At 48.7% G+C, this 26246-nt stretch carries 20 protein-coding genes, 1 tRNA gene and 1 pseudogene; 7 read left to right on the plus strand and 15 right to left on the minus strand.

The genetic code is table 11. The annotated features are described in order from the left end of the window. Positions 1-12: 12 nt before the first annotated feature. The 6 genes from C0068_RS17170 to C0068_RS17195 form a co-directional block, all read right to left on the minus strand. Complete coding sequence (locus C0068_RS17170; RefSeq protein WP_103685710.1) at positions 13-1770, minus strand: SDR family oxidoreductase; 1758 nt, start codon at positions 1768-1770, stop codon at positions 13-15. After that, entirely contained in the window at positions 1767-2639 is an 873-nt protein-coding gene (locus C0068_RS17175; protein ID WP_103685711.1) for a M24 family metallopeptidase, read from the minus strand. Before C0068_RS17175 ends, C0068_RS17170 begins: the two co-directional genes overlap by 4 nt. 431 nt (positions 2640-3070) lie before the next feature. Then, a complete protein-coding gene (locus C0068_RS17180) occupies positions 3071-3469 on the minus strand; it encodes a YbaN family protein (RefSeq protein WP_103685712.1) in 399 nt (132 codons plus the stop codon). Next, positions 3463-4092, minus strand: a complete 630-nt coding sequence (locus tag C0068_RS17185) for a biliverdin-producing heme oxygenase (RefSeq protein ID WP_199176215.1) — start codon at positions 4090-4092, stop codon at positions 3463-3465. Before C0068_RS17185 ends, C0068_RS17180 begins: the two co-directional genes overlap by 7 nt. A gap of 113 nt (positions 4093-4205) precedes the next feature. After that, on the minus strand, positions 4206-5540 hold the full coding sequence (locus tag C0068_RS17190) for an HmuY family protein (protein ID WP_158250021.1): 1335 nt from the start codon (positions 5538-5540) through the stop codon (positions 4206-4208). Further along, a complete protein-coding gene (locus tag C0068_RS17195; RefSeq protein ID WP_103685714.1) occupies positions 5537-7534 on the minus strand; it encodes a TonB-dependent receptor plug domain-containing protein in 1998 nt (665 codons plus the stop codon). Before C0068_RS17195 ends, C0068_RS17190 begins: the two co-directional genes overlap by 4 nt. A gap of 183 nt (positions 7535-7717) precedes the next feature. Between C0068_RS17195 and C0068_RS17200 the strand changes: the two genes are divergently transcribed. From C0068_RS17200 to C0068_RS17220, 5 genes and pseudogenes are all read left to right on the plus strand, one after another. Continuing rightward, positions 7718-8689: a DUF6607 family protein gene (locus C0068_RS17200; protein ID WP_199176216.1), complete on the plus strand. Its 972-nt coding sequence runs from the start codon at positions 7718-7720 to the stop codon at positions 8687-8689. A 455-nt stretch (positions 8690-9144) separates the two neighbouring features. Then, positions 9145-9654 carry a sigma-70 family RNA polymerase sigma factor gene (locus tag C0068_RS17205; RefSeq protein ID WP_103685715.1) on the plus strand — a complete coding sequence of 170 codons (510 nt, stop codon included), beginning with the start codon at positions 9145-9147 and terminating at the stop codon, positions 9652-9654. A 6-nt stretch (positions 9655-9660) separates the two neighbouring features. After that, on the plus strand, positions 9661-10611 hold the full coding sequence (locus C0068_RS17210) for a FecR domain-containing protein (RefSeq protein ID WP_103685716.1): 951 nt from the start codon (positions 9661-9663) through the stop codon (positions 10609-10611). A 159-nt stretch (positions 10612-10770) separates the two neighbouring features. Further along, a complete protein-coding gene (locus tag C0068_RS17215; protein ID WP_103685717.1) occupies positions 10771-12966 on the plus strand; it encodes a TonB-dependent receptor in 2196 nt (731 codons plus the stop codon). A gap of 140 nt (positions 12967-13106) precedes the next feature. Continuing rightward, a pseudogene (locus C0068_RS17220) lies at positions 13107-13397 on the plus strand (SDR family NAD(P)-dependent oxidoreductase); the annotation flags it as partial. A 79-nt stretch (positions 13398-13476) separates the two neighbouring features. Here C0068_RS17220 and C0068_RS17225 read toward each other — a convergent pair. Continuing rightward, positions 13477-15531: a TonB-dependent receptor gene (locus tag C0068_RS17225; RefSeq protein WP_103685719.1), complete on the minus strand. Its 2055-nt coding sequence runs from the start codon at positions 15529-15531 to the stop codon at positions 13477-13479. Between the two features lie 113 nt (positions 15532-15644). Between C0068_RS17225 and C0068_RS17230 the strand changes: the two genes are divergently transcribed. Together C0068_RS17230 and C0068_RS17235 are read left to right on the plus strand one after the other, a co-directional pair. Further along, positions 15645-16085, plus strand: coding sequence for a BlaI/MecI/CopY family transcriptional regulator (locus tag C0068_RS17230; protein WP_103685720.1), 441 nt, complete (start codon positions 15645-15647; stop codon positions 16083-16085). After that, complete coding sequence (locus C0068_RS17235; RefSeq protein WP_103685721.1) at positions 16078-17043, plus strand: M56 family metallopeptidase; 966 nt, start codon at positions 16078-16080, stop codon at positions 17041-17043. Before C0068_RS17230 ends, C0068_RS17235 begins: the two co-directional genes overlap by 8 nt. A 102-nt stretch (positions 17044-17145) precedes the next feature. On the opposite strand, the gene C0068_RS17240 is transcribed toward C0068_RS17235, so the two are convergent. The 8 genes from C0068_RS17240 to C0068_RS17275 form a co-directional block, all read right to left on the minus strand. Next, positions 17146-17222 (minus strand) — tRNA-Arg (locus C0068_RS17240). Positions 17223-17369: 147 nt separating this feature from the next. After that, the gene (locus C0068_RS17245) at positions 17370-18392 is read right to left on the minus strand and encodes an SAM-dependent methyltransferase (protein WP_103685722.1); all 1023 of its coding nucleotides are present in this window, start codon (positions 18390-18392) and stop codon (positions 17370-17372) included. A 135-nt stretch (positions 18393-18527) separates the two neighbouring features. After that, a complete protein-coding gene (locus C0068_RS17250) occupies positions 18528-19661 on the minus strand; it encodes a CaiB/BaiF CoA transferase family protein (RefSeq protein WP_103685723.1) in 1134 nt (377 codons plus the stop codon). 243 nt (positions 19662-19904) lie between these two features. After that, on the minus strand, positions 19905-22001 hold the full coding sequence (locus tag C0068_RS17255) for a TonB-dependent receptor family protein (RefSeq protein WP_103685724.1): 2097 nt from the start codon (positions 21999-22001) through the stop codon (positions 19905-19907). Positions 22002-22184: 183 nt separating this feature from the next. Beyond that, a complete protein-coding gene (locus C0068_RS17260; RefSeq protein ID WP_103685725.1) occupies positions 22185-23732 on the minus strand; it encodes a DHA2 family efflux MFS transporter permease subunit in 1548 nt (515 codons plus the stop codon). A 1-nt stretch (position 23733) separates the two neighbouring features. Further along, positions 23734-24885, minus strand: a complete 1152-nt coding sequence (locus C0068_RS17265; protein ID WP_103685726.1) for an HlyD family secretion protein — start codon at positions 24883-24885, stop codon at positions 23734-23736. Beyond that, positions 24885-25385: a MarR family winged helix-turn-helix transcriptional regulator gene (locus C0068_RS17270; RefSeq protein ID WP_103685727.1), complete on the minus strand. Its 501-nt coding sequence runs from the start codon at positions 25383-25385 to the stop codon at positions 24885-24887. Before C0068_RS17270 ends, C0068_RS17265 begins: the two co-directional genes overlap by 1 nt. Before the next feature lie 243 nt (positions 25386-25628). Beyond that, positions 25629-26192 (minus strand): CBS domain-containing protein, encoded by a 564-nt coding sequence (locus tag C0068_RS17275; RefSeq protein ID WP_103685728.1) that lies wholly within the window; start codon positions 26190-26192, stop codon positions 25629-25631. Positions 26193-26246 lie beyond the last annotated feature (54 nt).

Consider the following 26246-nt stretch of genomic DNA (forward strand, 5'->3'; position numbering starts at 1 on the left):
AGTGTTCTCCTACTACCCTGCTAAGTCATAACGCGCTATACGACGAGCCAGCTTCGGCGCAAAACGACCCAGCCAGTTCAATCCGTACGCTTCTACCCCTACCAGTACTTCATCATTACTACCATCAATGGCGTCGAGAATGCCGCTAGCAACCGCCTTAGGACTTAAATTGCGGCGCGCATAAAGTGCTGAGGCACGGGCACGCTTTTGGTTTTCACCCGCTTCGTCTTGGCCAACAAAATTAGACCGATCTGTGATGCCGCTATTTACAATACCGGGGCACACCGTAATCACTCGGATACCCGAATCAGCCAGATCAGCACGCATACAGTCTGATAGCATGCGAACAGCTGCTTTGGTGGTGGAGTATGCGGTCATCGTGCGAGTTGGCGTAAACGCCGCTGCCGAGGCGACATTGACAATGGTAGCCCTCCTCCCAGCCTTAGCCATTTGCTGACCAAAGAGACGTGATCCATGAATCACACTCCAGAGATTAACGCCCAGTATTTTCTCCCAATCCTTCGCGCTAGTTTCCAAAAATGGGCCCGCCATACCAATACCGGCGTTATTGACCAAAATTGACGGACTATCATTGTTTGCCTCTAATTCCGCCGCTAAGGCCTCCCACGCCGCTGCGTCGCTAACATCCATGACACGAGCTTGCGCATTGGCACCCAAAAGTTGCGCTAATTCGATGCTGCGATCTAGCGCCACCGGATCAATATCTATACCAATAACGTCAGCCCCTTGTTCCGCTAAGGCCAACAATGTTTCTCGGCCTATACCATTGCCGGCACCGGTAACAAGCGCCAATTTTCCAGAATACTTTTTGCGCTGGTCATCAGTCTGGAGACGTCTAAGCGCCACAGGCGCCTCGTTATCATCTGCACCGGACTCGATAAAATCAACAAAGCGACTTACTCGGTCTACAACCAACTGCGGATGACTAACCTGCAACCAATGACCCGCATCGACATCTTCCCGCCATAGCCGAGGTGCCCATTTATACAAGTCATCCAGTAATTCAACCGTTACAAACTTATCCCGCTCGGGAACAATTAATTGCACAGGTACCGTGGTTCGTTTTTCCTGTGGTGCAGTGAGTCGCTGGCTCATATTTGCACGGTAAAGACGCACACCAGTCACGCCGTCTTTACGCTGACTAGGGTTAGGGCAAGCCTCACCCACCCCTTCAACGCGCTCCAAAATACTTGGCCACAATTTATCTAGCCCGGTATTCCACAACGCAGGTGCGAAGCCCGGCAAATGAAAAGCACCGATATACCAAGAGTGAATAAGCTGATTAACAACTTTATGGTATTCGCTAGGCTTGCCGCTCTTAAGACGCTGCCCAATCCAATATCCGGTATGATCCAATGACGGCCCAGAAATACTAGTATACGAGGCAATTCGGCTCGCCATAGCCGGATCACTTACAGACTCCCAGCTCTGGATTGAACCCCAATCATGGGCGACAAGATGCACCGCACGCTTCGGGCTAACCGCATTAATTACTGCGCGGAAGTCACCCGCAAGGTGCTCAAGCGAGTACGCTTTGGTATGCTTGGGCGCATCAGATTCGCCGGCGCCGCGTACGTCATAAACCACCACATGAAAACGCTCTGCGAGCAGTTTCGCCGTGGCATCCCAAACATGGCTTGAATCTGGATAGCCATGAACCATAACAATGGTAGGCTGCGCTTCCGGATTCCACTCCCGGACATGGAGATTGACGCCATTTACCGTGATAGTGCGATTTATTTCGTTCATGCCACTTTCTCCAAAGGCCAAAGACCACGAGACTGCCAACGGCGTACATGCGGCACATCGTCGTCCAGCCAATACGCATCTGTTTCAGTCACAACCAACAACTCTTCCCACTTTGCGCCGGTGCCGCGAAAACCTAGATGAGGCTCCACCGCCCACAGGCCAGGTGTTGGTGCGTGATCCGCGCGTTTACCGCTATTCCATATCGGAGAGTCACCACCCTTCAACATCCCCCAGCCACCAGCCACCAGCTCGCGAATATTCCTCAAACCGAAATGAGCCAGATTAATATGGCTCTGCTTACCATCGTCTTTAAGAAGCTCAACCCGATGAGCAAGTGTTTCAAAAGGGTATGCTTTATGACGGGGCTCATAGCCATGACGGGCACAAAGTGAATCAACCGCACGACTGATATCAGCTAAGGGAAGACGCTGTCGCACCTGCTCCAGCAGCAATATTCGATACTCGAGCAAGTCGTCCATTAACTGGTCTAAAAGCTTATTTTCACCAACTACCCCACAGTAGCCGATGTCAGCCGTGTAGCCATGACGACTAGGCGCACAGTCGAGGATATAAGGCATACCTTCTTCAAGACGACGATTGCCAGGATAGAACGCAGGATTAAAGCCACCAAGATGCTTAAAACCAATAAATCCATCAAAAGCAGTCCGATCACCAAACCACGCGAAGGGCTTGTGAAACCAGTCATCCACCCCGTGATCCATTAGCCAAGATTCCATTTTCTTAGCAACATCCTTTTCACTTACGCCAGGCTGAAGGTCTGCGGCAACCGCCTCGGCACAGTCATAAGCAAGCCGCTGAATATCACGAAATCCTGTTAGATCTTCATTAGAAAGAGTGTTTGCGCTCATAATGTTATTCTTCTACTGATTAATGTTACATCAAAAACTGTAACAGTATTCAGGGAGCGATGCAACAATTAGAAATCTAGACTAATTCAAGAAAAAACAAGGTGCTTCAGTGACGCCTCCCACCCCATAGCGTGAGGCTCAACGCCGCGAAAGGCACAGTAGAAACCAATAGGTCTTAGCCAGAATGTAGTGATTAAAAAGGCATCCACACTTATCGCTGACAAACATCGCGTTTATCAAAATGCGTTCGAAAAGCAGAACAAGCTCAAGAGATAATGAAACACTTCTAGATTAGCCGTTAAAGGCTTTAGAGAGGTTTGGCTGTCAGTCGCATAGACAAATACATCTACACTGCGCCCACCATAAAAGCGCGTAATGATATTGGAATACATCGCCCTAAGATGACTTACTGAGACTTACTAATAGGCGATTCAATTCCATTTACTACGTATTTCAAGGAGCTGCTCCTGCGATAATTCAGGACGACTTAGCAGCCAAATCAATACGGCCACAATAAGAAATACCAGCACACATTTTGCCCACAGCGGAAACGTAGAAAAAGAAATCAAAAGTATGCTCACGACCATACTGGCGCCAGCTAAATATTTAGCCCGCCGTGGCACCGCTCTGTGTCGCTGCCAAGTATGGATGGGTGGTCCAAGGCGGGGGTGTGTCAGGAGCCATTGCTTGAGCGCCGGCCAACCATGACCGGCAGCCCAAGTCGCTAAGAGTAAAAATACCGTGGTAGGCATACCAGGTAAGGCAATACCGATAATGGCTAAGACCACAAAGCACAGTGCCAAGCATCGCCAGATAAGCTGACTCAGCATGCAGCTTTTGAGTCTAAGTCTTTGTATAGTTCATCGACAGATTGATAAACAAAATTAAAAGCGTCTATAGCGCCCGCGATCACTTCTTGCATTTGTATGTCGTCCAATTGAATTGCGTCTAAATCGCCGGTAACTTTCCGCCAGTAGCGAGCGCGGCCTTCAGCGTGGCCTGCTAAATGGCGCGCGCCGAATTCTTCCGATAAGCCTAGCTTCTCTTTCGCAATTTTAAAAAGAATAGCGCCCCCCATACTCGAACCCTCTTGGGTGTAAACCCACCCCAAAGCCCCCAACTTGCTTGCTTTGGGGACCGCCTTCGCAGCAAAAATATCTTGCGCCAATTCGACTTCACTTACACCCAAATCCTGAGAATCAGCCAACACCTTTGCCAAGCGATCACCCTTTGCTAAAGAAGGTAAAAGGGACTGCAACTCAGAGCTATTATAGAGATTTTCGGTTACGGCATGTAAGCGAACTTGCATCCGCACGAACCTAGAAAAACGCTGGCGATCAGCAAAAGGCGACAACTTCATAATACGCTTATCTAACCGGCTATGCTCGGCGCTAGTTCCTTGTTTTAAGCGCGCCGAAAGCGGCATTAATTTATACTCAATATCCAAACTCATTACTAACCCTTCTAGCTAATTTCAGTTTTTACACGACGTAATGCATCGACAAACATATTTTTGATTAAATCAGTAAGCCCAAATCGATCAGCCACTGCCGTATATTAGCCAGACTAATTCGAACTCAAGGGGCTGTATTCAATCTCAAAATTACCCGCCGCTCCTGAGTCGCCGTAATAATTCAGAATACGAAGTTTCCAAATTGCCTGATCTTGGCCGCGAAGCACATATACAACGTTACGCGGTGAAATATGATGCACGCCATCACCGTCATTACAGAATCCAGAATAGTAGTACCAGCCAAAATCGCTGTTGATACCCGCACAGGCTGCGTCGCCAGTGCGTACTGCTTCTGGATAAGTGATGAATGCTAAGGCATCTTCTTCATCACTATGATATTCCGCGTCAGCGGGCTCTGCGGTAACAGCACTCCAATCTGCATCGAGCATATCGTGTATACCCACATTGGCGGTTCCCGAGCTTCCGCCGTTGACTTTAATATCGGTACGCATAATGGCGATATCCCAACTGCTGTCGTCACTGGGGTTGACGGGAACTACTTGGCGCTGCTCAGCCAGATTAAGATAAACCCAATTTTCCTCATCAGAAGCATCTACCTGTGCAGTGCTAATATTATTTTCTGTAGTGAAATCAGCCCTCCCCAAGGGGGCCGTGCCCTCCTCTGGCTCTGGCATACAAGTGCCCCCGCTAATTGCAGCAAATTGATATGTGGGGTGGCCGGCCTCGTCGTCGCTACTGCGGTAAGAAACCATCTTTAACTTAAAGTAATGACAATCGTGGGTTCGCAGTATATATGCGACGTTAGATCGCTCAGTGATATTTTGCCCAAAAGCAGAATCGCGGTACCAACCGTGATCACCACCGCCAATAATGGGCGTTGGTGATTTGTCTGCCGCTGGATAGGTGTTCATGGCATAGATGGCCTGCGCTAGCGTCAATGGATTGCCATCGTGATCGCCGACTTCGTCGGTGTGAAAAGTCACTGTGCCAGCTGGGGGCGCGGCACTGATAGAATCAAAGGGATAATTCTCGCCCTCTGCGGTCTTATCTGCATAAACTGCCGAACTAAAACCGCTACTAGGCGCACCAGAAACACCGCCGTTTAGTTTTATTTCCGCACCTTTATGCGCCAAATGCCATTCGTCGCTGGCGTCGGGATTCACGGGATTTACTTGCTGTTGATTCACTAAATCAACGTACACCCAATCATTACCACTAGCGTCAACCTCAGCAATAAATACATTGCCACTAAGACTAAATTTAAGCTGATCGCCACCGGGGCCTGGCTCGGTTAACGTAGGCGTGACGCCGCCTTCTGACTCGGTGTTGTTGTCATCACTTTTTGAAGATAGGTTTTCTGTACAAGCGGCAAGTAAGAATGCAAAGCTCAGCAATAGAGCAATTATTGATGGTTTCATTTGCGTCATTTCAAATTCCATTTAACTTCTAGGTAAGCGTTTCGCGGCTGAATGGGAAGATACTGGGAATCGCCAGCATCGCTAATATTGTTTAGCCCAACGGCCAGCTCAAAAGGTGCAAAGCCCTTCCACGCAGCGCGAGCGTCTAGCAGGGTGTAAGCCTCGGCTTCGCCAGCACCGGTAGGCGGGCCGCCTGCGTCTAGCTCTACACCAAAAGTTCGCGAGTCGGTCCATGTGCCGCGCAGAGCCAAGTAATAGCGCTGAGTATCCCAAGCCAATGCCAAGTTAGCTCGCTGCTTAGGCCTGCCTGACAGCTCTTCGCCGGTGGCCTTGTCTTCACTCCATAAATAGCCGTAGCCAAATTGCAAATTGAATTCCGGTAGGATCTCTGGCTGCCATGCCCACTGCATATCTAGGCCCATAAGACTGGCGCGAGACACATTGCGATAGCTGAAAATCATGGAAGGCGTTGTTGCGACTTGAATAATATCTATTAAATCTTCAACTTCGTTGTTGTAGGCAGAAATAGAAACGCTGTGCTGTGGCGATGGCAGCCAGCTCAGGCCAAAATTAAATCCCGTACTGCTTTCGGGCTTTAAATCGAGATTACCCTCTACACGATAGCCCACCGAAGGATTATCAAAACGCAATAACAGTTCTCGAAAACTCGGCGGGCGATAACCTTGACCGTAACCGACACGCGTAAAAAGGGTGTCACTGATATCGTAGCGCATGGCAAGTTTAGGCGAGAGCTGATCACCAAATTGTGAATCTCGGTCGAGCCTCAACCCCGGCACCAAATGTAATCGCCCGTCAGCTAATTGAAGATCATCTTGAATATAAACCGCTTGGCGATCCCGCTCAGCCACCTGCCCCAAACGGTCGGCATCTAATTCTTCAATCTGAAATTCGGCACCGACAGAAAGTAAATGTTCGCCAAATAATGTATTTAATACCGATGGCGAAATATCCCATTGCAAGCCTGCGGACATCAGCTCATTAACAGTTTCTTCGTCTATGGTATTGTCATTACTGCCAATCTGATCTTGCAAAAATTGGTCGTAATAGCGGTTGTAATAAAAATCCACGGTTAGAGTGCTATTTTCCAAGCTCATTTTCGGCCGTACACCCAAACGAGTTTCTTCAATTTGTTTATAGGTTTTATAAACTGCGCCGCCGGTGCCGCCATCATTGCGCTCGGTATCATCTAAGGAATACGCGAGGTCAAAATCGACACCAAATTGCTCATTCGCTTGCCAATTACCACTCACGCCACCAAAAGTGGAATCGCCTACTACGCCGTCTTCGGCAATAGTGGATTTATCTAAATCAAAGCCATCTAAATGACTATAGCCACCCGACAAAGACGCACTAAGGCTGTCGCCGTTTAAAGCCAGTTGCCCGAATACGTCTTGATTTCCCGCATCATCAGCACGCAAGATGAGCGCTCCTCCCTCTCCCTTACGCTGACTAATAATGTTCACCACGCCGCCCAAGGCATCGCCACCATAAAGCGCAGACGACGGCCCTTTTACAATTTCGATACGCTCAATGTCAGCAACATGAAGCCGACTTAAATCAATGGCACCGTTTATTCGGCCAATCATGCGACGGCCATTCACTAAAATAAGCACATGCTCTGAAGACAAACCTTGAATTTGAATAGCTGAGCCGCGCCCCGCTGCACGGTTTGCGTAAACGCCACCCTCACGCTCAAGTAGCTCAGCAACATCTCGGGCACCGGACCGTGCAATTTGTGCAGCGTCAATTAACTGCACCTCTACTGGCGAATCGATTAATGAGTACGGTGTGCGGGTGCCCGTTACGACAACGGTTTCAATAAGACGCTGATTATCCTTACGTGATGTATCGCTATTCACCACTGACTCACTCAGTGCTACCGCGTAGTTTGCGTGGAGCAGCACTGAACTTAGCGCAATATAAGTAGCTAGCTGCAAACTTGGCTTTAGCCAATACGCTAAGGTGCCACTGGACGTCTTCATGGGTTTCTCTTACATAGAATGCGTGTGTGTAAATTCTTTACTTGCGCCGAGCTAAAGTGCGCCCTATTGACTAGCGGCTTGGCCAGTAAGTCACAATAGTAAACGACAATGATTGTCATTATCAATAGCAACTGTTTACAATAGCGCTTTCTTGAAACGTAATTTGAATTAGGTAACAGGCATATGTTGCTCCGAATTTTTTTACTCCCGCTTGTCGCGTTCATCACGGGATGCACGATCAACCCAAATACGCAGGCGGTGTTAAAAACTACCGATAAGGCTTCTATAAACAGCATTTCTTTTGAACAAGACCGCCAAGCGATACTCGCTATGCAGGGAGAATACCAAGTCCGTTTTCAATTTAATGAAACTGTGACTCTTGCGCCCAACTATGAAAAAAGGCCAGGCAAAGATACTGCGGCTTGGGAAACCGTCATCGTCATCGCCGACGAGGGTGACTTCATCTCTCTTCAACATTTGCTACAAATGCAAGATGGCAATGTGATAAAGCACTGGCGTCAAGACTGGCATTATCAGGCGGACGAGCGCTTGGAATTTGATGACGATCAAACATGGCGACTACAGTCGCTGCCTAAAAGCGAATCAAAAGGCAGATGGACACAATGCGTTTACGAAGTGTCTGATGCGCCGCGCTACTGCGGCAGCGGCCGCTGGGAATATGAATTTGACACCCCAACTTGGACTTCCGACCGCAGCTGGCGACCACTGCCCCGCCGTGAATACACTAGCCGCAATGACTACAACGCATTACGGGTTGTCAATCGCCACACTATTACCCCAGCTGGCTGGAGCCATGAACAAGACAATAGCAAAGTTCAGCGCAAGCAAAACCAAAACAGCAGTGCTTTAACTCGAGAATTTGGCTACAACAGCTATACCAAAACCACAGAAATGGATTTCTCACCAGCGTACAAATACTGGGAGAAAACCGCATCATTTTGGCAACGTGTACGCACGCAATGGGCGCAACTCATCACCGAAAATAATGGCATTAAATTGCTTACCGAAGTCGACGGCATGGCCATTATTATCCCAATGTTTGCACTCGCTGAAAGAGCCCAGCAAGGCGAAGAGATTAGTGACCAAGATATTGCCGATATTCTTGCTACGCACACTGCAGCGCCACGAGATTAACAGCTAAATAAATCAGGCCTGAGAACTGAACCCTTATTTCAGGCCTTTACAAGTGCTTATAAATTTCTGCCAAACCTCATTAAAATCCATCCTGAAGTACGACGACGAACAACCCCATATCTCAGCCATAATCTCTTACGCCGTACTCAGTATCGAAGCTCCAATTGTACACCGAGGCCGCCCGGAGGCAGCGTAGCCTCGGGGGACTGGGGCGCCGACATAGCCTTCTCTAAACTGATAGGTTTCACTGATAGTCTTAGTTAGTGAGGTTTCTGCCTCCTAACCTTGTTGCGGTGCTTCTATGAAGATTCCTAAAGGAAATACATTCTGAAATTGCCACACCGAAGTTTGCACACCAGATCAATCTTAAGCCCGCTAGTTGCATTTATGCTACCGCACAGAATACAATGAGATCGATTCTCATTTGCGACAAGTAACCTCTTCAGGAATATAACGTGTCAGGCAGCGAGTTAGCTCACACAAGCGATATCCAGCATTTGTACAGCAACCATCACGGCTGGCTGCGGGGCTGGCTGCGCTCGCGGCTGGGTTGTTCAGAGACAGCCGCCGATCTGACCCAAGACACCTTTGTTAAAGTGCTATTGCGGGATACCAGCACAACGCCTCTTCGTGAACCCCGCGCCTACCTCACGCATATCGCCCGCTCGCTGATGATTAATCATTGGCGTCGTCGAGACATCGAACAGGCCTATTTACAGACACTGATGCTGTTACCGGAGCCAGAATCGCCTTCGCCAGAGCATCAAGAACTGATACTTGAAACCCTTTATGAGATTGATGCGGCACTCGACAGTTTGCCCAGCGACGTTAGACAGGCGTTTTTATTAGCACAACTGGAGGGCATGAAGTATCGCGATATTGCTGCCCGCCTAGCAGTGTCTGAAATCACCATTAAGCGATACATCAAGCGCGCACTGGTTCAATGCATGCTGGTCATGGAGTAAGCGGCAATGTCTATCACCCTAGAGCGGAAAGTACTTGAAGAAGCAGCGGACTGGCTGATAAAAATGCAAGAGGACCTTATGGACGATGCCGAGATAAACCGCTTTAAACAATGGTTAGCACTTAGCAATGCCCACCGCCTAGCATGGCAGCGCGCCGAAAAAATTACTACCAAACTCGGCACCTTACCGCCTTCAATAGGCATGGCTACTTTGGATCGCCCAAGCAAACCAGAGCGCCGTGAAGCGGTCGCCAAACTTGCCTTATTTATCGCCGCCGCTCCCGTAGGCTGGAGTGTTTGGGACATCACCCATAAACAGCTTCATATTGCTGACTACCGCACCCGCGTGGGCGAACAACAAAAAGTGACCATTGCCGATGGATCGCAAATCACCCTGAATACCGACACGGCCATCGATGTGTCATTCAGTAATGAGCAGCGTTTGATTATGTTGCGCAAAGGCGAAATTTATATAGAAACCAGCCATCGGAACGACCCTCGTCCATTTCTAGTTAGCAGTGTACAGGGACAATTACGCGCTCTAGGCACCCGTTTTAGCGTGCGCCAATTTACCAACACCAGCCACTTAGCCGTACTCAAAGGTGCCGTCGAAGTCACTCCAGCTAACGGCCCTGCAGTGGTAATCACTGCAGGGCAACAAACCACATTTGACGCCCTTCAAACCGATAATATTATTCCTGCAGACGACCTGAGCGCCGCGTGGACTAATGGCATGCTTATGGCCGATGCCATGCCATTGCAAACTCTATGTGATGACTTAAGCCGTTTTCGTAATAGCCGCCTGCGGGTAGAGCCAGCCATTGCCAACTTAGCGGTGTCTGGCGCATTCCCTCTTAGCGACACCAACAAAGCCCTAGACATGCTCGCGGCCACCTACCCTATCACCGTCAACAAAGCCTTGTTTGGTTATATGACAACACTTTCGCCTAAAGACTAGGTAAAAAAAATCGCTCTACTTTTTTAACGCAAGCTACCATTCGCAGCTAATTTAGAAATATATAAAATTATTTTTCCTAATGCTGATACTTTCTCCGTTTTCACTTGGCAAGGTAAGTACAGAACATATTGATTACTGCACTTACCACAAGGAAACACCATGCGCCCCTTCACCCACGCTGCTTTAACTCGACCATTGCTATGCGCGCTGGCGCTTGCTTGCGCCACAGCTACTTTTGCGGACACCGCAACTCAAGCCCAACATTATGAGCTAGCAGCAGGTCCGCTTGGCCGAAATTTATCCCTTATCGCCACCCAAAACGGCATCCCCCTCGCCTTTGATCCTGCATTAACTCAAGGCCTGCAAAGCCCTGCGCTCGACGGAAACTACACCCCGCAACAGGTATTGAACTTACTGATCGAAGGCAGCGGTTTAAAATTGATTCAAAAGGAAGATGGCAGTTACACACTTGAAAAAAGCCAAAATTTAACAAGTTTGCCTGCCGTAAAAATCAGCGCATCGTCAATCAACTCACCACAAACATCCTTAGATTACAGCCGAGATGAACTTAATGCGGTGCAACCCCGTGACGTAAAGGAGCTATTCAAAAAAGACGCCGCAGTCGCTGTTGGCGGATCAATTCCCGTCAATCAGAAAGTATATGTACGTGGTGTTGAAGAAACCGCAATGGCGGTCAGCATTGACGGCGGCCGCCAGAACAATAAGGTATTTCACCACAATGCCACCAACTTGATTGACCCATCACTACTCAAAGCGGTACGTGCTTCTGCGGGTGTTGCCGCCGCCGATGATGGCCCGGGCGCGATCGGCGGTAGCTTGGTATATGAAACCGTCGATGTAGAAGACTTGCTATCCCCGCAACGTAATTTTGGTGGCTTTGTTGATGGTCGCTACAGCTCCAACGGCGATCAGCTTACTACCGGCGCTTCCATATACGGCCGCAACAGCGGTTTTGAAGCACTGTTCTATCTGAATCATACCAACGGAGACGATTACGAAGATGGCGAAGGTGACACCGTGCGCTTTACCGAGCCAGGCTTACTCAGCAAATTAAGCAAAGTCGCCTATGAGGATGAACAGGTAGGTCGTTTTGAACTATCGATGGAAAACGTAAACGATGAATCTCAGCGCCCTTACCGCGCTAACTTTGTTGGTTTAACTGTGGGCCGTCCCGTGCCGGAATCTCGTGTCTATGACCTGACGCGAGAGAGTCTCAATTTCAACTACAGCCGAGACACCGCGCAAGGCTTGTGGAACCCAAGTGTGACAATTGCTAGTGGCGAAACCGAACTAGAAACCCGTGAAGTTCCGTTGGATGATCCGACCGCCCTTATTGTTTACACAGGCATTACCGAAAGTCAGTCCATGACCGTTAAAAACACCTTTTACACACGCTTCGGCGAAATTGTTGCAGGCGTAGATCACTACGACGACAGCGCTATTTTCAGATACGAAGGCGATCCAGACTTAGAAGAACAAGCAGAAAATTTGGGCGTCTTTATTCAAATGCGTCAGACTATCGGTGAGCAGTTAAATCTTTCCTACGGCATACGTCATGATCAGCAAGACTTCACAGGTACTGACGGCTCGAGTCACGATGACTCTGGCACCAGTGGCAATATTGCCGCCGACTACCAAATTAACGACTACCTCACCGCCAAAGCAGCTTACGCCCAAGTATGGGGTGGCGTCGCACTAGCAGAGAACTTCATTCTTAACGGTGGCTGGAGCTATGACAATATCAAAGCGGTAGAAGCTGAAAACTACAGCTTTGCCCTTCGCACACTAGTTGGTGGTGCTTTTGCGGAAGCAACCTTATACCAAACCGATATTGAAAATGGTCGCACACCATCCTACGGTGGAGGCCCTGATTTGGCCGCCAACTTTAAAATTGATGGCTACGATATTGTGGTCGGCTTCCTCGGTCAGCGAGGCGAGATCACAATGAAATACGCCAATATTGAATCCGAAATGGACGGCATAGTAGCCAGCTCATACGATGGTAATTACTTCACCGTACCCTTGGGCGAAATCATCACCATTAGCGGTACACTAAATCTATCTCAGGTTCCTGTGACCTTAGGAATGGATGCCGAATTTGCCCTAGAAAATGATGCCGTCGAAGACAGCGGCGCAAAACAAGATAGCTACACGGTTGTTAACGCCTACGTGAATTACGCGGCGACTGATAATCTAAACCTACGGCTGTCCATAGACAATCTAACTGATGAGTCTTACACAGACAGAGCAAGCTATGGGCAGGAATTCACTACCGTTAAAACGCTTTTAGAACCGGGACGGTCGATCATATTAAGCGCACGCCTTGGCTTTTAATAAGCTTCTTTACTCTGACGAGATGGTATAAGCCTGCCGTCTCGTCAATGCACTTTGCGAATGGCGGATACTTCATCTCTAAGAAGACCGTGTAGCAACAGGTAGCCAAAGGCTCCGACAAACCACTAGATTACGAAAAACTTGTGACCACAATAAAGAATACTTTTGGCAGCATAGATGTACTTGTAAATGCGGCTGGGAGCTTCACCTGGGAAAAATTTAACGACGGCGAGTTTTCCAGCTGGGATCGTATGTTTAGATTGAATTTACTAAGCGCAGTATCAATGAGCGAAGCAGCACTGGGCGTAATAAAACAAAGCCGCCTCGCCTTGCCGGAAACAACCTCTAGTAGCTGGATAAAACCAAACGCCACTGCTGACGTGATTGCGTTTTTATCGTCAGATGCGCACGATCAATATCTGGGGCGCTAACCCTAGTTCCAAAAGGCGGATCGTTTTGTATGAAACATTAGTTACTAACAAGAAATTGGTGCTCCGCACTGGGCTTAAATTAAAAACTGAGCCCAACTGACACTCTCACTGTACGCGGCTCGATAACATGATAATGAATATCGTCAGTCTCTACTCCGCTAGGCTCACCAGCAAGGCGCGAAGCATAGAAATAGTCGATGTCGTGGTCGTCGCTATCAGTTAGGTTGAGAACATCTGCTTTAATGACCCAATTCGCCACACGATAGCCTGCACGCAGATTCCAAATTGTGCTCGCATCTGACGTGACTGATCCATCCTCAATGAGTGGCCGCTCACCAAAATGGCGAAGCCGTAAACTGCCGAACCAACCGCTGCCGAAATCAGCGCTCAAGCCCGCTTGAAATACATTTTCAATTGCTCCTGGAATCTCATTGCCCTCTGGTGCCGAATCGGTAAATTCAGCATCTGTATAGGCATATTCAAAATCCAAGCTCAACAACTCAGTAATCTGGTAATAGGCGGTAAGTTCTAGACCGCTCCGTTTGGAGCCGCGACTGGCTTCGGTGTTACCCGCATCACCGACAAATAACAACTCACTGTCTAGTTCCAGCGTCCACAGCGACAATGAGGTATTAACGCGATCACTGATAAAGCCGCGCACACCGAACTCATAGCCCAGAGATCTAACCAATGGATCAACGGCATTCACCTGACTACCATCAGTGGGCGATACCTGTATTGTGGTGCCTCTAGCGTCGTTGGAGTGAAAACCTTGGCCCGCAGAAATATAGCCTTCCCACTCATCATTTAAGGTATAGATAAGACTGCCTTTCAACGATGAAATTTGATCGTCGCTTGTACCACTATTGGCGGACAAATCTACACCATTTGTATTTATGCCAGTTTGGTCACTTACGTCAAAGTCGTAAACGTCGTAGCGCGCACCTATAACACTACGTAGTTGATCACTCCATGTAATGCGATTTTCCCAGTAAATGCCTACGCTGGATTCTTCAACTCGGTCGCTGCGGATAGCGCCAATGCGTTGCCGCTCTTGGGTGTGGTATAGGCCAACTTCCTTAATGTCGTCTACACGAAAATCAGCGCCGAATTTATTGCTCATGCCACGCCCCCCTAGCTGGCTTTCAGCGAGATAGCTAAATTGCCCACCATAAAGTTTGCGATCATCAACTTGCTCAAATTGATCACCGTTGATTTCATCGTCCAGAAAATACGTGAAGTTAGACCACAGACTCAAATCGTAGTCGATGATATAAGCCGACGCCTGCCAAGCCCCTTGCTCCCAATTGACGTTAAAGCTATAACGGCTAGATTCTCCGCCAAGACTGTCATCGATTGACCCAAGTTCGTCGATGATACCTTGTTCTACCGCCCGCGATGGAATTTGATCGGCACTATTCCAGCTATTGTCATAGGCCATAAATGCTACACTCAACTGGCCATCATCCAAGGCAACACTATGTTTCAGTAGCAGATTAACCTTATGTAAATCTTCCTCAATGTCCGACCACGGGCCGTCGTAGCTATTAGCTTCGAATGCAAAGCTTGTGACTCCACCAGCATGTACCACGCTGTCCATAGCCAGTAGCCGGTAATAAGCATCTTCGCCTATGGTGACTTCCACTAAACCTTTGTCTAGTCTATTGGAGGTGCTTATCTGCGCACTACCTGCGCCACTAAAGTCGCCAATGTCAGCATAATAAGCACCCTTTTTGTATGCGAGCTGAGCAACCATTTCAGGTATAAGATAATTAAGGTCAGAATAGCCTTGGCCGTGACCGTGGGTGCGCATATTGACCGGCATACCATCTATACTGGTATTGAAGTCAGTGCCGTGATCAAGATTAAAGCCGCGTAAAAAATATTGATTGGCCTTCCCCGTACCACTGTGTTGCGTCACTACCATACCCGGCACAAGCTCCAGTACCTCACCGGTGCGCAGCAGGGGGCGAAGTGCAATTTCTTGCTGACCAACCACACCTTCAGAGGCAGAGACTGCTGCACCAAGCAGATTGATTCGCCGCCCCTCCACCTCAACCGTCTCTAATTCCGTCTCGCTGGCGATCGCGGTATCGCCTAGTAGTACCAATAACACCCACCCCAATCTTTTCATTCGATGTTCTCTTCTCTATTATTCGTCGGCGAAAATCCGTATCGTCGTTTGCGCCGTAACTTGTCTATCACATTTTGCCGCGCGCGCTAAAAACCGATAAGGGGTCGGTATTTATGAATACCTTTAAAAAAAGCATTGATCGCTTACTAGGTCACCACCGCCAAAGATCACCTGCCCCCACATTGGGCGGTCGCGAACTCGAAGTAATGAAAATATTATGGCGAGGAGAAGTACTTTCAGCCCAACAGGTATTACAAGAAATTACAGATAACAGCCTGAGTTTAAGTACTATGCAGAGCACCTTAGAGCGCCTTCATCGAAAAGAATTGATTAGCAGAGAGAAAACCGGCCGCTTTTATCTTTATCGTGCTGCCGTCAGCCGTAATACCATTATCACGCAGCTATTAGGCGAAATCGCCGATCAACTTGGAGATGGTGACCTTGCTCCGATGATTTCGGGATTTATGTCATTCATTGACCAAGAAACCTCTGAACCGCTGCCGGCTGATCTCCGCAATGAAATCCAAGGATTAACACCTAACCCAGATGAATAGCACACTTGGCAATATCGGCAATTACCTCGTTGGTTGGACTCTAATCACCTTAGTGCTGTCTTGGTTATTCGCTTTAACTTATCCACTATTATTGCGGGTGCTTAACACAAGCGGCGCGCAGCAAGCCTCTCGCGCCACTCTAATTTACGTACTGCTGCCGCCCGCCGCTGCCATACTTGCACTGCTTATATTATCGGTACCTGAACTGGCATTTCCGCTCGTATCAACTCATTGCCATGAAACACTTTGCACACCACATACACTACACATGAGCACAGATACCCTCGAAGATATTGTGTCAGTCTTTTCGGTAGTCATTGTTTTAACAGGCCTCTGCACTTTAATCGCCACTCAACTTATACACAGCAGAAAACGACTGCGGGTTCTTCGCGACTTATCAGAAGATAACTCTCCCAAATACCGCCTGATAGACAGCCCTGAACATATAGCGTGGTGCGCTGGCCTATTACGCCCGCAGATTTTTATATCGAGTGGCTTACTAGCATCCCTATCTGCGGAGCAGTTACGCGTTGTATTAATCCACGAAAAAACACATGCCATACGACGCGACAATCTGCGCAAATGGCTATTGTATTGGGCGACATTTACTTGGCCAAAAAATATTAGACGTAATATCCGACAAAACTATTCAAATTACAGCGAACATATCTGTGATTTGGTAGCGGCTCAATTAGAACAAAAACATCATAAGCTCAATGCCCTTATCGACACCTTGGCGTCGACAGACTCCATAGGTCTCGCCCCATTAACGACTAACAACCATCAAAGAAAACGAGTAACAGCCCTGCAACGAGAGCTACACTTGCAGAACGCGAGTAGCAGCTCAAAAAACATATCACGGCTTTTACCGGAATTTTTAATCGCTGCAATATGGCTACTATCAGTCATTACCGCTGTTCACTTTGGGCACCCGCTATTGGAATGGCTATCTAGCTAACCTTAAAGAAATTTGTCACTAGGGCGTCACAGCCAAATTTCAGGCATAAAAAAACCCAGATCAAGGATCTGGGTTTCTTCATATAAGTCAATGACTTATGTTTGGCGCGCCCGGCACGATTCGAACGTGCGACCGCCTGGTTCGTAGCCAGGTACTCTATCCAGCTGAGCTACGGGCGCTTCAGGCTGCGTACTATATGGAAGCGGGCTTGCCCTGTCAACGACTTCTCGCAATATATTGTTAAATTCCGTATGTTGCTCAAAGATTCACCAACATATTGATATATAAGCCGATTACGGAATGCGCTAGCCCTCAAATTATCCCGTTTAGTCTGCTTGTTGCCCAGGTGTAAGTAGGTAATGACCAACAAACCACTCTTGCCCTCCTCGGTAGGCAAATAGCTCAGAGCACGCCAGCATAAACATCCGCCAGCGCTGGTATTGCACCTTAGGATTGGGCGCATCTTTCAGAATCTCGAGCGCTTTTGTTTTGTTAGCATCCAGCTGTTCAAGCCAGGCTTCGAGAGTTTTTGAGTAATGTTCGCCGTTCACGCGCCAACTATCGACCATACGCATATGTTCTGAGAAGTGCATGAGTGTGTCGAATGCGGGCATTTGGCCACCACTGAAGAAATTGTCCGTCATCCAGCCGCCATCAAAGGGGTAATGCAGATAGGCGTGACAAAATATATGCACGAACATAAGGCCATTTGGCTCTAACCACTGGGAGACATTAGCAAGCAGGTCTCGGTAGTTTCTTACATGCTCTAACATTTCCACACTTACAACGCGGTCAAAGCGCTGTGTAAAGGCGAGCTCGGCGACATTGCAGGTTATTACTTCAATATTGCTCAAACCGCGTTGCTTAGCTTGTTCTTCTATAAATAAACGCTGGCCAGCGGAATTGGATACTGCGGTAATATGCGACGCGGGATAACGGGCAGCAGCCCACAGGGTAAAACTGCCCCACCCACAGCCAAGATCCAACACCTTTTGCCCGTCAATTAACTGAGCCCGCTCAGCGTATAGTTCCAACATAGCCTGTTCGGCATCGGCTAGGCTTTCACAATTTTCATCCCACCAGCAGCTACTGTATTTGAGACAGGGCCCCAACATTAGCTCGAATAGCGCCGCCGGCACTTCATAGTGCTGGGCATTGGCATCGCCGGTATTAATTGCAATTTCCGAGTTGCGAAGTTCGTCGCGAAATTGCCTGCGACGGACTTCATTGCTGTTTAAATCACCGCTGCCTTCTTGTACCAAACGGTCGGCTAGTTCGCGGCGAATCCCCCGCCGCAGCAGCACATCAGGCACTAAACCACGTTCGGCAAGTACGATTGGATCTATCATGATTAACTCCGTCACTGAGCGATTCGTTTTACTTAGGCTCATTACGATTCGGGACGGAATACGGATCTTGGCAGCAACAAATTTTAGGCAATAAAAAGGGCCGCAAAAGCGACCCTTGTTCATCACAACAGCAGCTTAACTCAATACACCCGCTGCACGCAGCGCGGCAAGTGTCTCGCTATCGTAGCCAGCAACTGACGACAGTACGTCTTCTGTATCACTACCAGGGCGTGGCGCACCGGCTTGCACAGTAGGCACTGTGCGGCTGAACTTTGGTGCGGGGCCCGGCTGAATTTCACCATTCACTTCAATAAAAGATTTTCTCGCCACATTGTGGGGATGCTTTGGTGCTTCTGTCATCGACAGTATCGGAGCGAAACACGCATCCGTGCCTTCAAGTAGCTCACACCATTGGTCGCGGGTTTTGGTTTTAAAGATCACGGCTAGCTTTTCTTTCAGCTCAGGCCAGCGCGTAGGATCTAGCTGCGGCTCAAAGCTTTTGTCTAACTCTAGCTTCTCTTTTAACAAATGATAGAACTGTGGCTCGATAGGCCCAATTGAAACATGCTTACCATCGCTGGTTTCGTAGGTTTCATAGAAATGCGCGCCCGTATCTAGCAGGTTCACACCACGCTTATCAGTCCATTGTTTTTGGTTAAAGAAGCAGTACACCATATGCATTAACGCAGCAGAGCCTTCTACCATAGAAGTATCTACCACCTGCCCCTTGCCGCTGCGGGTCGCCTCTAAGATGGCAGACACCACTCCAAAGGCCAAGAACATACCGCCGCCGCCAAAATCACCGACTAAATTTATTGGTGGTACAGGCTTGTCACCGTCGCGTCCCATTGCATGGAGTGCGCCGGAAAGAGAAATATAGTTAATATCGTGGCCAGCGGTGTGGGCCAGCGGGCCAGTTTGGCCCCAGCCGGTCATACGGCCATATACCAGTTTTGGGTTGCGCGCTGCACAGTCTTCTGGACCAATACCCAAACGCTCCGCCACACCTGGACGAAAGCCTTCTATTAAGGCATCTGCAGATTCACAGAGTTTTAACACAGCTTCAACGCCGCGCGGGTCTTTTAAATTAAGCGCAATCGATTTCTTTCCGCGCTCACTAATGACATTTGCAACTGGCGCATCTGCAGCTGCTGATTTGCGGGTGATGGAAATCACCTCCGCGCCCATATCAGCAAACATCATTCCCGCAAACGGGGCTGGCCCCAGCCCCTCGAGCTCTATAATTCGTATTCCTGCAAGTGGTCCCATATCTCTTCCTGTGTATTCATTGTCAATGAGGCTCGGCTATTAGCCGATTATTGTATGTTAGCTACCGCTAACTATTTATTGCAGTATGGACGCAATCGCCTCCAAACCAAGCACCGCGCTATTTTGCACGTTCAACTTGATTTAGGGAACCGTCAAAGTCGGCGGGTTTTGGTTTTAGGCGCCACTCCCCCGCACAATTTCTATCATACGGAGGTGCCTAGACGATGGTCTTGCGGGGAAGAATTAGAAGCGGAATACAAATCCCGCATAGGCAGAGCGGGGCTCGCCAGAATTAAAGATAGTTGAATTAGCCGATACCGTGTCAACAACGCTGTGAACCGACACATAGTCTTCGTCGGTGATATTGCGAATATCGAGAGACACCTGCCACACTTCGCGGTTTACACCAAGGCGAAAGCCCAGCAAATTGTAGCCGTCAATAGTGTAGGAGTTAGAAAAGTCTGCGTAGCGCTCATCCACTATGTCAAAGGTCGGGCCGGCGTAAAAACCATTATCGTGGCGATATAATATTTCACCATGAATAACGTAAGACGGTGCAGCGGGAAAACTATTGTCGCCATAGCTCGCATCATTATCAAAGGAAAATTCATTAAATGTAATGCTTAGCAGAGGCTCGATCCGAGCCATATGAGAAACGGCAAAGCTCGCATCTAGCAGGGCCTCTATTCCCGCATGTATGGTATCGTCCACATTGCTGGTTACGCTGGTTCCTGGTGCAGCGGGGTCGTCTTGTGACAAAATTTCATCTTGAATCAAGGCATAGTATAGAGACACATCCCAGCGCCAAAAGCCGTCATTTGCAAGCGCATAACGTCCGCGGCTTCCCACCTCAAACACTTGCCCTTGCATAGGATCTAAGGTCGCGCTAGTAGCACTAGCTTCATCTTCTAATTCAAAATTAGTGGGCGCCTCATAGAGTTTGCTGACATTAGCAAACACGTCGACACCGTCGCTCAACTGATAAATAACACCCGCGCGCGGGTTGATGCTGTCGTAATCCGCAGAGGGATTACGCAGAGCGCCACTGCTTACCGTGGTGTTGCGCACGTCCCGCTCGCTTGAAATAGATTGAACTCCATAGACCAATGTCCAGCGATCACTAAACTGCCAGCGATCCATCACAAAAATTTCAACACTTTCAGCGCTATTATCAACAAGCGTCGTCAGGCCATTTCTCAAACCGCCATCGTTGCGATAATTACCGCCCTCAACTTTATTCTCACCCCAGTTAAGGCCAAGTAAAATCGCGTGATCACCCAGCGCGTGCTTATAGCGAAGCATTGCGCCACGATCCTGATGGTCGGTGTCAATCAGCAAGCTGAAAACCTCTACCGGCGCATCGGGACCATCACCATCGAAGTCGACCAAAACCTTATCTACAATCGGGTGATACAAACTTTGATTTTCTTGGTAAGCCCCCACCTCGATACTGCTGCTTTCGCTTAATGTGAAGGTGGTTTTGTTCGCAAAACGCCGAGTATTAACATCGACCTGAAAATTACCTGACTCAGCCGTAGCGCCCGCTTGGTCAGGATCGGCCGCTAGTTCTGCCTCTGTAAGCGCACCCGCCAACTCTTGGTCATTGGCGATGTAGGTAAAAAAGAAACGCGATTCAATATTGTCACTGGGCTGCCAACCAAGATTGGCATACACACCTTTGCGCTCGCTTTCATTGTGATCACGATAGCCGTCGCGCTGCTTCTGCTCTAGGGTAATAAGGCCGTCCAAAGACTCACTCAATACCGAACGTAATGTCAGCCGCGATTGCTGCAGACCAAAACTCCCTGCCCCTATAAACAGTTCATTGTTCTCGGTATTTCGCGCTGTGGGCGTCACAAAATCTATCGCGCCGCCCAGTGTACTCGCGCCATATTTTAAGGCGTTAGCGCCGCGCGCGATGGTTGCGTAACGGCTAGCCAAAGGGTCAATCACACGATTATGGTTATTACCATCAGCGGTGGTAACCGGAAGCCCATCTTGCAATAGCTTGATGCCGTTCATATCGTAGTTGGTAGCATCAAGATTTGAACCGCGACTAGAAAAGAAAATACTATCGCTGCCGCTGGTGCTCACTGACCAAACACCGGGAATATAACGCAGGGCGTCAGACAGGTTGGCAGTGTTGCGCTCCATCAACGATGCACTATCTAAAATAGACACCGCCCCCGGCGTTAGCACTTGTTCAGCTTGAAGCGTAGATTTTAGCTCCTGCCCCTGCACTAGCATTTCTTCCATTTTGTTTGCGGCGTGATCAGCAAACGTACTCACAGGAAGCGCAGCCAGTAGGCCCGCCGTACATATAAAGGGGAATTGTTTCATAAGCCAGTAAACCACATAGAAAAATATGGCGAAATTCTAGGGTTTTCCCGCCCAAGAACCAATGCGGCAAATCGTCGCACCATAGGATATACAAGCAAAATTACTTGGAAAAATGGCGCAAAAAAAACCCTTGATGTGAACACCAAGGGCAAAGCATTGCAAGAACAAGGGCTTTTAAAAAGATTAGTCCATTACTGCATCATGACTGCTCTGGCCCAGCTTGCCGGGACGCAGAAGCAACAGCATGGGTATCGCGCACAAAACACCCAATGCCATGTAATGAAAATCGCCAAGCATGCCTAAAACGGCAGACTGGCGCTGCAATTCGCTTTCGACGCCTAATAGGGCATTCACTCCATTAAGACCATTTGAGGAATTCACATACTCAATCAGCGCCGGATTAAAGGCATTCACATTTTCTGCCAGTACCGAATGCGCCATTTTCGTACCGTAATCCTGATAGGCAAAGGCAAGCGCAATGCCCACGCTGCTACCAACATTGCGCAGCAAGCTATATAAAGAAGTACCGTCGCCACGGAATTCAGGCGCCAAGGTAGAAAACGTCACCGCCGACAAAGGCACAAATATAAAACCCAAACCCAAGCCCTGCACCATACCGCTTAGCACAATTTCTTGCGCCCCCACGTCGGCGGTAAAGTTCGACATCCAATGCAGGGCATAAGCCAAAAGCAGCATGCCTACCAGTATGGGAAGCCGAGCATCGACACGGCTCAAGATATGACCAGAAATCTGCATGGCAATCATGGTGCCTATGCCACGCGGCGCCATGAGTAAACCTGCTGTAATGACAGGATAGCCCTGCAATCTTTGCAAAAACGGGGGCAATAATGCGAAAGTCGAAAACAACACCACACCCAGCATGGCAATAATGATTAAGCCGCCCACCAAATTGCGGTCTTTAAACAAGCTAGGTGATATAAACGGCTTGTCTGTCGTCATGGTATGAACAACAAACAAATACATTGCAGCAATGGCTAAACCACATTCCACCATGATCTCGGTGGACTGAAACCAGTCCAAACTTTGGCCGCGATCCAACATCAATTGCAGGGATGCAATGGCAACACTAAGGAATAAAAAGCCAGTAAAATCCATCGGCGCCGAGCGGCGCGGCTCCGAATCCGGAAGCGCTGCTTTTAATGCAAAAAAAGTAGCAATGCCAATAGGTAAATTAATATAAAAAACCCAGCGCCAACTATAATACTCCGTCAGCCAACCACCTAGGGCGGGGCCAATAATTGGGCCAATCATTACCCCAACGCCCCACGCCGCCATCGCGGAACCTTGCTTTTCGGGTGGGTAAGTATCTAATAAGGTCGTTTGCGAAAGCGGTACTAAAGCCGCGCCAAATATGCCCTGCAGTAAACGAAAAAATACAATTTCAGTAAGACTACTCGCTATACCGCAGAGCATGGAGGCGATAGTAAAGCCCGCCACCGCAATCAGAAATATTCGCTTCACACCGTAGCGGTTTGCTAAATATCCGGTAGGAGTTGTCGCAATCGCCGAAGCGACAATATACGAGGTTAAGACCCACGCGACCTGCTCCTGCGACGCCGACAAGCTCCCCTGCATATGGGGCAGCGCGACATTGGCAATAGTGGTATCTAATGCCTGCATCATGGTTGCAGACAAGGTGCCAAAGGTTATCAGGCCCGTCGCGCCAAGAGCTACGGCGGGAGCGCTAGCCTTTAGCGCGTCACCACGCATTTTATAGCTGGCCTGCAATTAATGCGGTATCACGGGAATTATTCGCGGTAGAGAGCTTATCGCTATTTCCACCGAAAAAAGCCAGTATTGCTTTCATTCTGTCCGGTACGCCCGTGTCAACTTCGACACTAACACTCAAACCGGCGCGCAGTGGCGATTCATTTTCGTGATGATTAATGGCAAGACGCACCGGTAAACGCTGGACGATTTTGACCCAGTTCCCCGTTGCATTCTGAGGTGGCAATAGCGCAAACTCCGCGCCAGTAGCCTGTGCAATACTGTCAACCGTTGCTGTCCATTGTTCGCTAGGATAGGCATCAATTTCTACCGCTACTTCTGCGCCCGGTTCCAGCTTGGCCAATTGATCTTCTTTAAAATTCACCACAATCCAAGGGTCAGAATTTGCTACAACGCTAATCAGCGGCATGCCGGGCATTGCGTACTGCCCGCGATGTGGCACCTTAGAGGCAATACCGGCGATTGGAGCACGCAAAATACAGCGTTCAACATTCAATTCTGCGCGCTCTAATTCCGCCTGTGCCGCCATCACCTGGGGGTGATGATCGGCATCTACTTCATATTTTCCACCTAACTGCGCCAAGGTCTCTGCACTGTCACTGACTAATTTACTAACGGTATTTCTAGCGACATTGAGGTCGCGTTGCGCTTGATCCAGCGCCGTTCCCGATGCCATGCCACGCTGGTGTAAATCGTTAATCCGTTGCTGCTGCTTTGATGCAAAATCGAAATCATCTTTAGCTGCCGCCAACGCTGCTTGTTTCTGCACATATGCTGCTTTTAGAGACTCAACACGCATATAGGCTTGCTCTAGCTCAGCTTGCGCGTCATGCAATTCGACCTCAAAAGCCCGTGCGTCAATTGTTAATAAAATATCGCCAGCCTCGACAAACTGGTTTTCTTTAACAGGAACCGAGGCAATATTGCCGCTAATCTCAGCGCCAACATTCACAACGTCGGCTTTGATATAGGCATTATCAGTAGCGATATAGCGCCCGCCGAACATAAATAAATACACGGCAATAAAAAGCCCGACAACCGGAACGACCATAAATAAGCGGGTGCGTAAACGACGCCGACTAAGCCTCTGAGCTGAGTTCAAATCTGCTGACAATGTCTCTTCTTGGCTTCCCATTACACACCTTCCTTGCTTGAACGCGCCGGCGTAACGTTAGCCGTTTCCGCTTTCACAGCATCACTATCTAAATTGCAAAAATTCTTTTTTACTCGCACTAGCATATCTTCTAGTACTTTAGCTTCGGCAACACTAAAACCCGCAAATGCAATGGCGCGGGTCTGCTCTGCTATTTCGTTTAACTCTTCTAACAATGGCTCTGCTTTTTCAGTTAAATACAGACTCACCGCACGGCGGTCATGCTCCTGCCTTTCGCGAAGCACCAGCCCCGCCTTAACCAAGCGATCAACACTCTGCGCCACCGTCACCGGATTCACATCGAGATGCACCGCGAGACTCGCCTGATTAATACCAGGCTCTCGGGACAGCTTCAGCAAGGTTAGCCACTGCGGCTGAGTTAAATTTAAATGCTGGGCCCGACGACGAAACTCCTCCCTCACGACTCGAGAGGTTTCGGCCAGCATTGATGCTGCAATTGAAAATTGGCTAGTACGTTTCATGAGGCCATAGTAGCAAATAGATAGGCACCTAATCAATAGGTAGCTAATAACTAGACACCTATTAAATAGGTAACTTTCTAAATTATTGATTTTGATAACAAAGTAAGCCGAAAAGGAATAGTACGGAAGACCTAGATACCAAAGCCGCCCGCGAAACTGGGCAACTATGAGCAGAAAAAATCGCAATGAATACAAAACACCTAAGGCACTTCCCGGCAGTGCGGGAAGTGCCACTATTCGCTGTTAGCGATGAAGGGCAGACAAATACAATTCAGCAAACTTGGGGGGCTGCTGAATACATACATCCATTTTCAATTTTCGGGCAATATCGCTGGCGGAAATCACGCCGCGGATTTGATGCTTCTCGCGCTCCACCACCAAACAGTGCTGATGACCAAACTGCTTTAATACCGACAGCACATCGGCGACTGTCATCAAGGCCAAGTCACTATAATCGAACACCTTTAAGTCCTGACGCTTGCGCATCATATCAGCGACCTGCAGCTCCTCGCGGTTAAAGCCCTTAGCAACCTTCTTAATGATTTCGCTGTCGCTCAAGTCCTCGAGCGCGATAACACCAACAAACAAACCGTGTTCATCAATCACTAATTTTAAGCGAACATGCGAACGCTTCATCATTCTCTCTGCGTCCACGGCGCTGCTATTCGCATCAATGACCAAGGGCTCATATACCGTAAAATCGGTAAACACGACGGTTGCGGGAGAATCCGCGCTAATTTTTTGGAAGTTTTCGGGGCGAACCAACTGATCGACCTGATCAGCCTCATACAATTCAAAATGTCTCATGATCTTTTCACTCTACATATTCAAACAAACTGCTAATCACCACAGGCCATTAAC

It is taken from the genome of Zhongshania marina, from assembly GCF_002915595.1.
GTDB lineage: Bacteria > Pseudomonadota > Gammaproteobacteria > Pseudomonadales > Spongiibacteraceae > Spongiibacter > Spongiibacter marinus_B.

Coding starts and splice junctions, on each gene's coding strand:
- C0068_RS17170 (WP_103685710.1), bottom strand. CDS start 1,770: ATGAACGAAATAAATCGCACTATCACGGTAAATGGCGTCAATCTCCAT.
- C0068_RS17175 (WP_103685711.1), bottom strand. CDS start 2,639: ATGAGCGCAAACACTCTTTCTAATGAAGATCTAACAGGATTTCGTGAT.
- C0068_RS17180 (WP_103685712.1), bottom strand. CDS start 3,469: ATGCTGAGTCAGCTTATCTGGCGATGCTTGGCACTGTGCTTTGTGGTC.
- C0068_RS17185 (WP_199176215.1), bottom strand. CDS start 4,092: ATGAGTTTGGATATTGAGTATAAATTAATGCCGCTTTCGGCGCGCTTA.
- C0068_RS17190 (WP_158250021.1), bottom strand. CDS start 5,540: ATGACGCAAATGAAACCATCAATAATTGCTCTATTGCTGAGCTTTGCA.
- C0068_RS17195 (WP_103685714.1), bottom strand. CDS start 7,534: ATGAAGACGTCCAGTGGCACCTTAGCGTATTGGCTAAAGCCAAGTTTG.
- C0068_RS17200 (WP_199176216.1), top strand. CDS start 7,718: ATGTTGCTCCGAATTTTTTTACTCCCGCTTGTCGCGTTCATCACGGGA.
- C0068_RS17210 (WP_103685716.1), top strand. CDS start 9,661: ATGTCTATCACCCTAGAGCGGAAAGTACTTGAAGAAGCAGCGGACTGG.
- C0068_RS17215 (WP_103685717.1), top strand. CDS start 10,771: ATGCGCCCCTTCACCCACGCTGCTTTAACTCGACCATTGCTATGCGCG.
- C0068_RS17225 (WP_103685719.1), bottom strand. CDS start 15,531: ATGAAAAGATTGGGGTGGGTGTTATTGGTACTACTAGGCGATACCGCG.
- C0068_RS17230 (WP_103685720.1), top strand. CDS start 15,645: ATGAATACCTTTAAAAAAAGCATTGATCGCTTACTAGGTCACCACCGC.
- C0068_RS17235 (WP_103685721.1), top strand. CDS start 16,078: ATGAATAGCACACTTGGCAATATCGGCAATTACCTCGTTGGTTGGACT.
- C0068_RS17245 (WP_103685722.1), bottom strand. CDS start 18,392: ATGATAGATCCAATCGTACTTGCCGAACGTGGTTTAGTGCCTGATGTG.
- C0068_RS17250 (WP_103685723.1), bottom strand. CDS start 19,661: ATGGGACCACTTGCAGGAATACGAATTATAGAGCTCGAGGGGCTGGGG.
- C0068_RS17255 (WP_103685724.1), bottom strand. CDS start 22,001: ATGAAACAATTCCCCTTTATATGTACGGCGGGCCTACTGGCTGCGCTT.
- C0068_RS17260 (WP_103685725.1), bottom strand. CDS start 23,732: ATGCGTGGTGACGCGCTAAAGGCTAGCGCTCCCGCCGTAGCTCTTGGC.
- C0068_RS17265 (WP_103685726.1), bottom strand. CDS start 24,885: ATGGGAAGCCAAGAAGAGACATTGTCAGCAGATTTGAACTCAGCTCAG.
- C0068_RS17270 (WP_103685727.1), bottom strand. CDS start 25,385: ATGAAACGTACTAGCCAATTTTCAATTGCAGCATCAATGCTGGCCGAA.
- C0068_RS17275 (WP_103685728.1), bottom strand. CDS start 26,192: ATGAGACATTTTGAATTGTATGAGGCTGATCAGGTCGATCAGTTGGTT.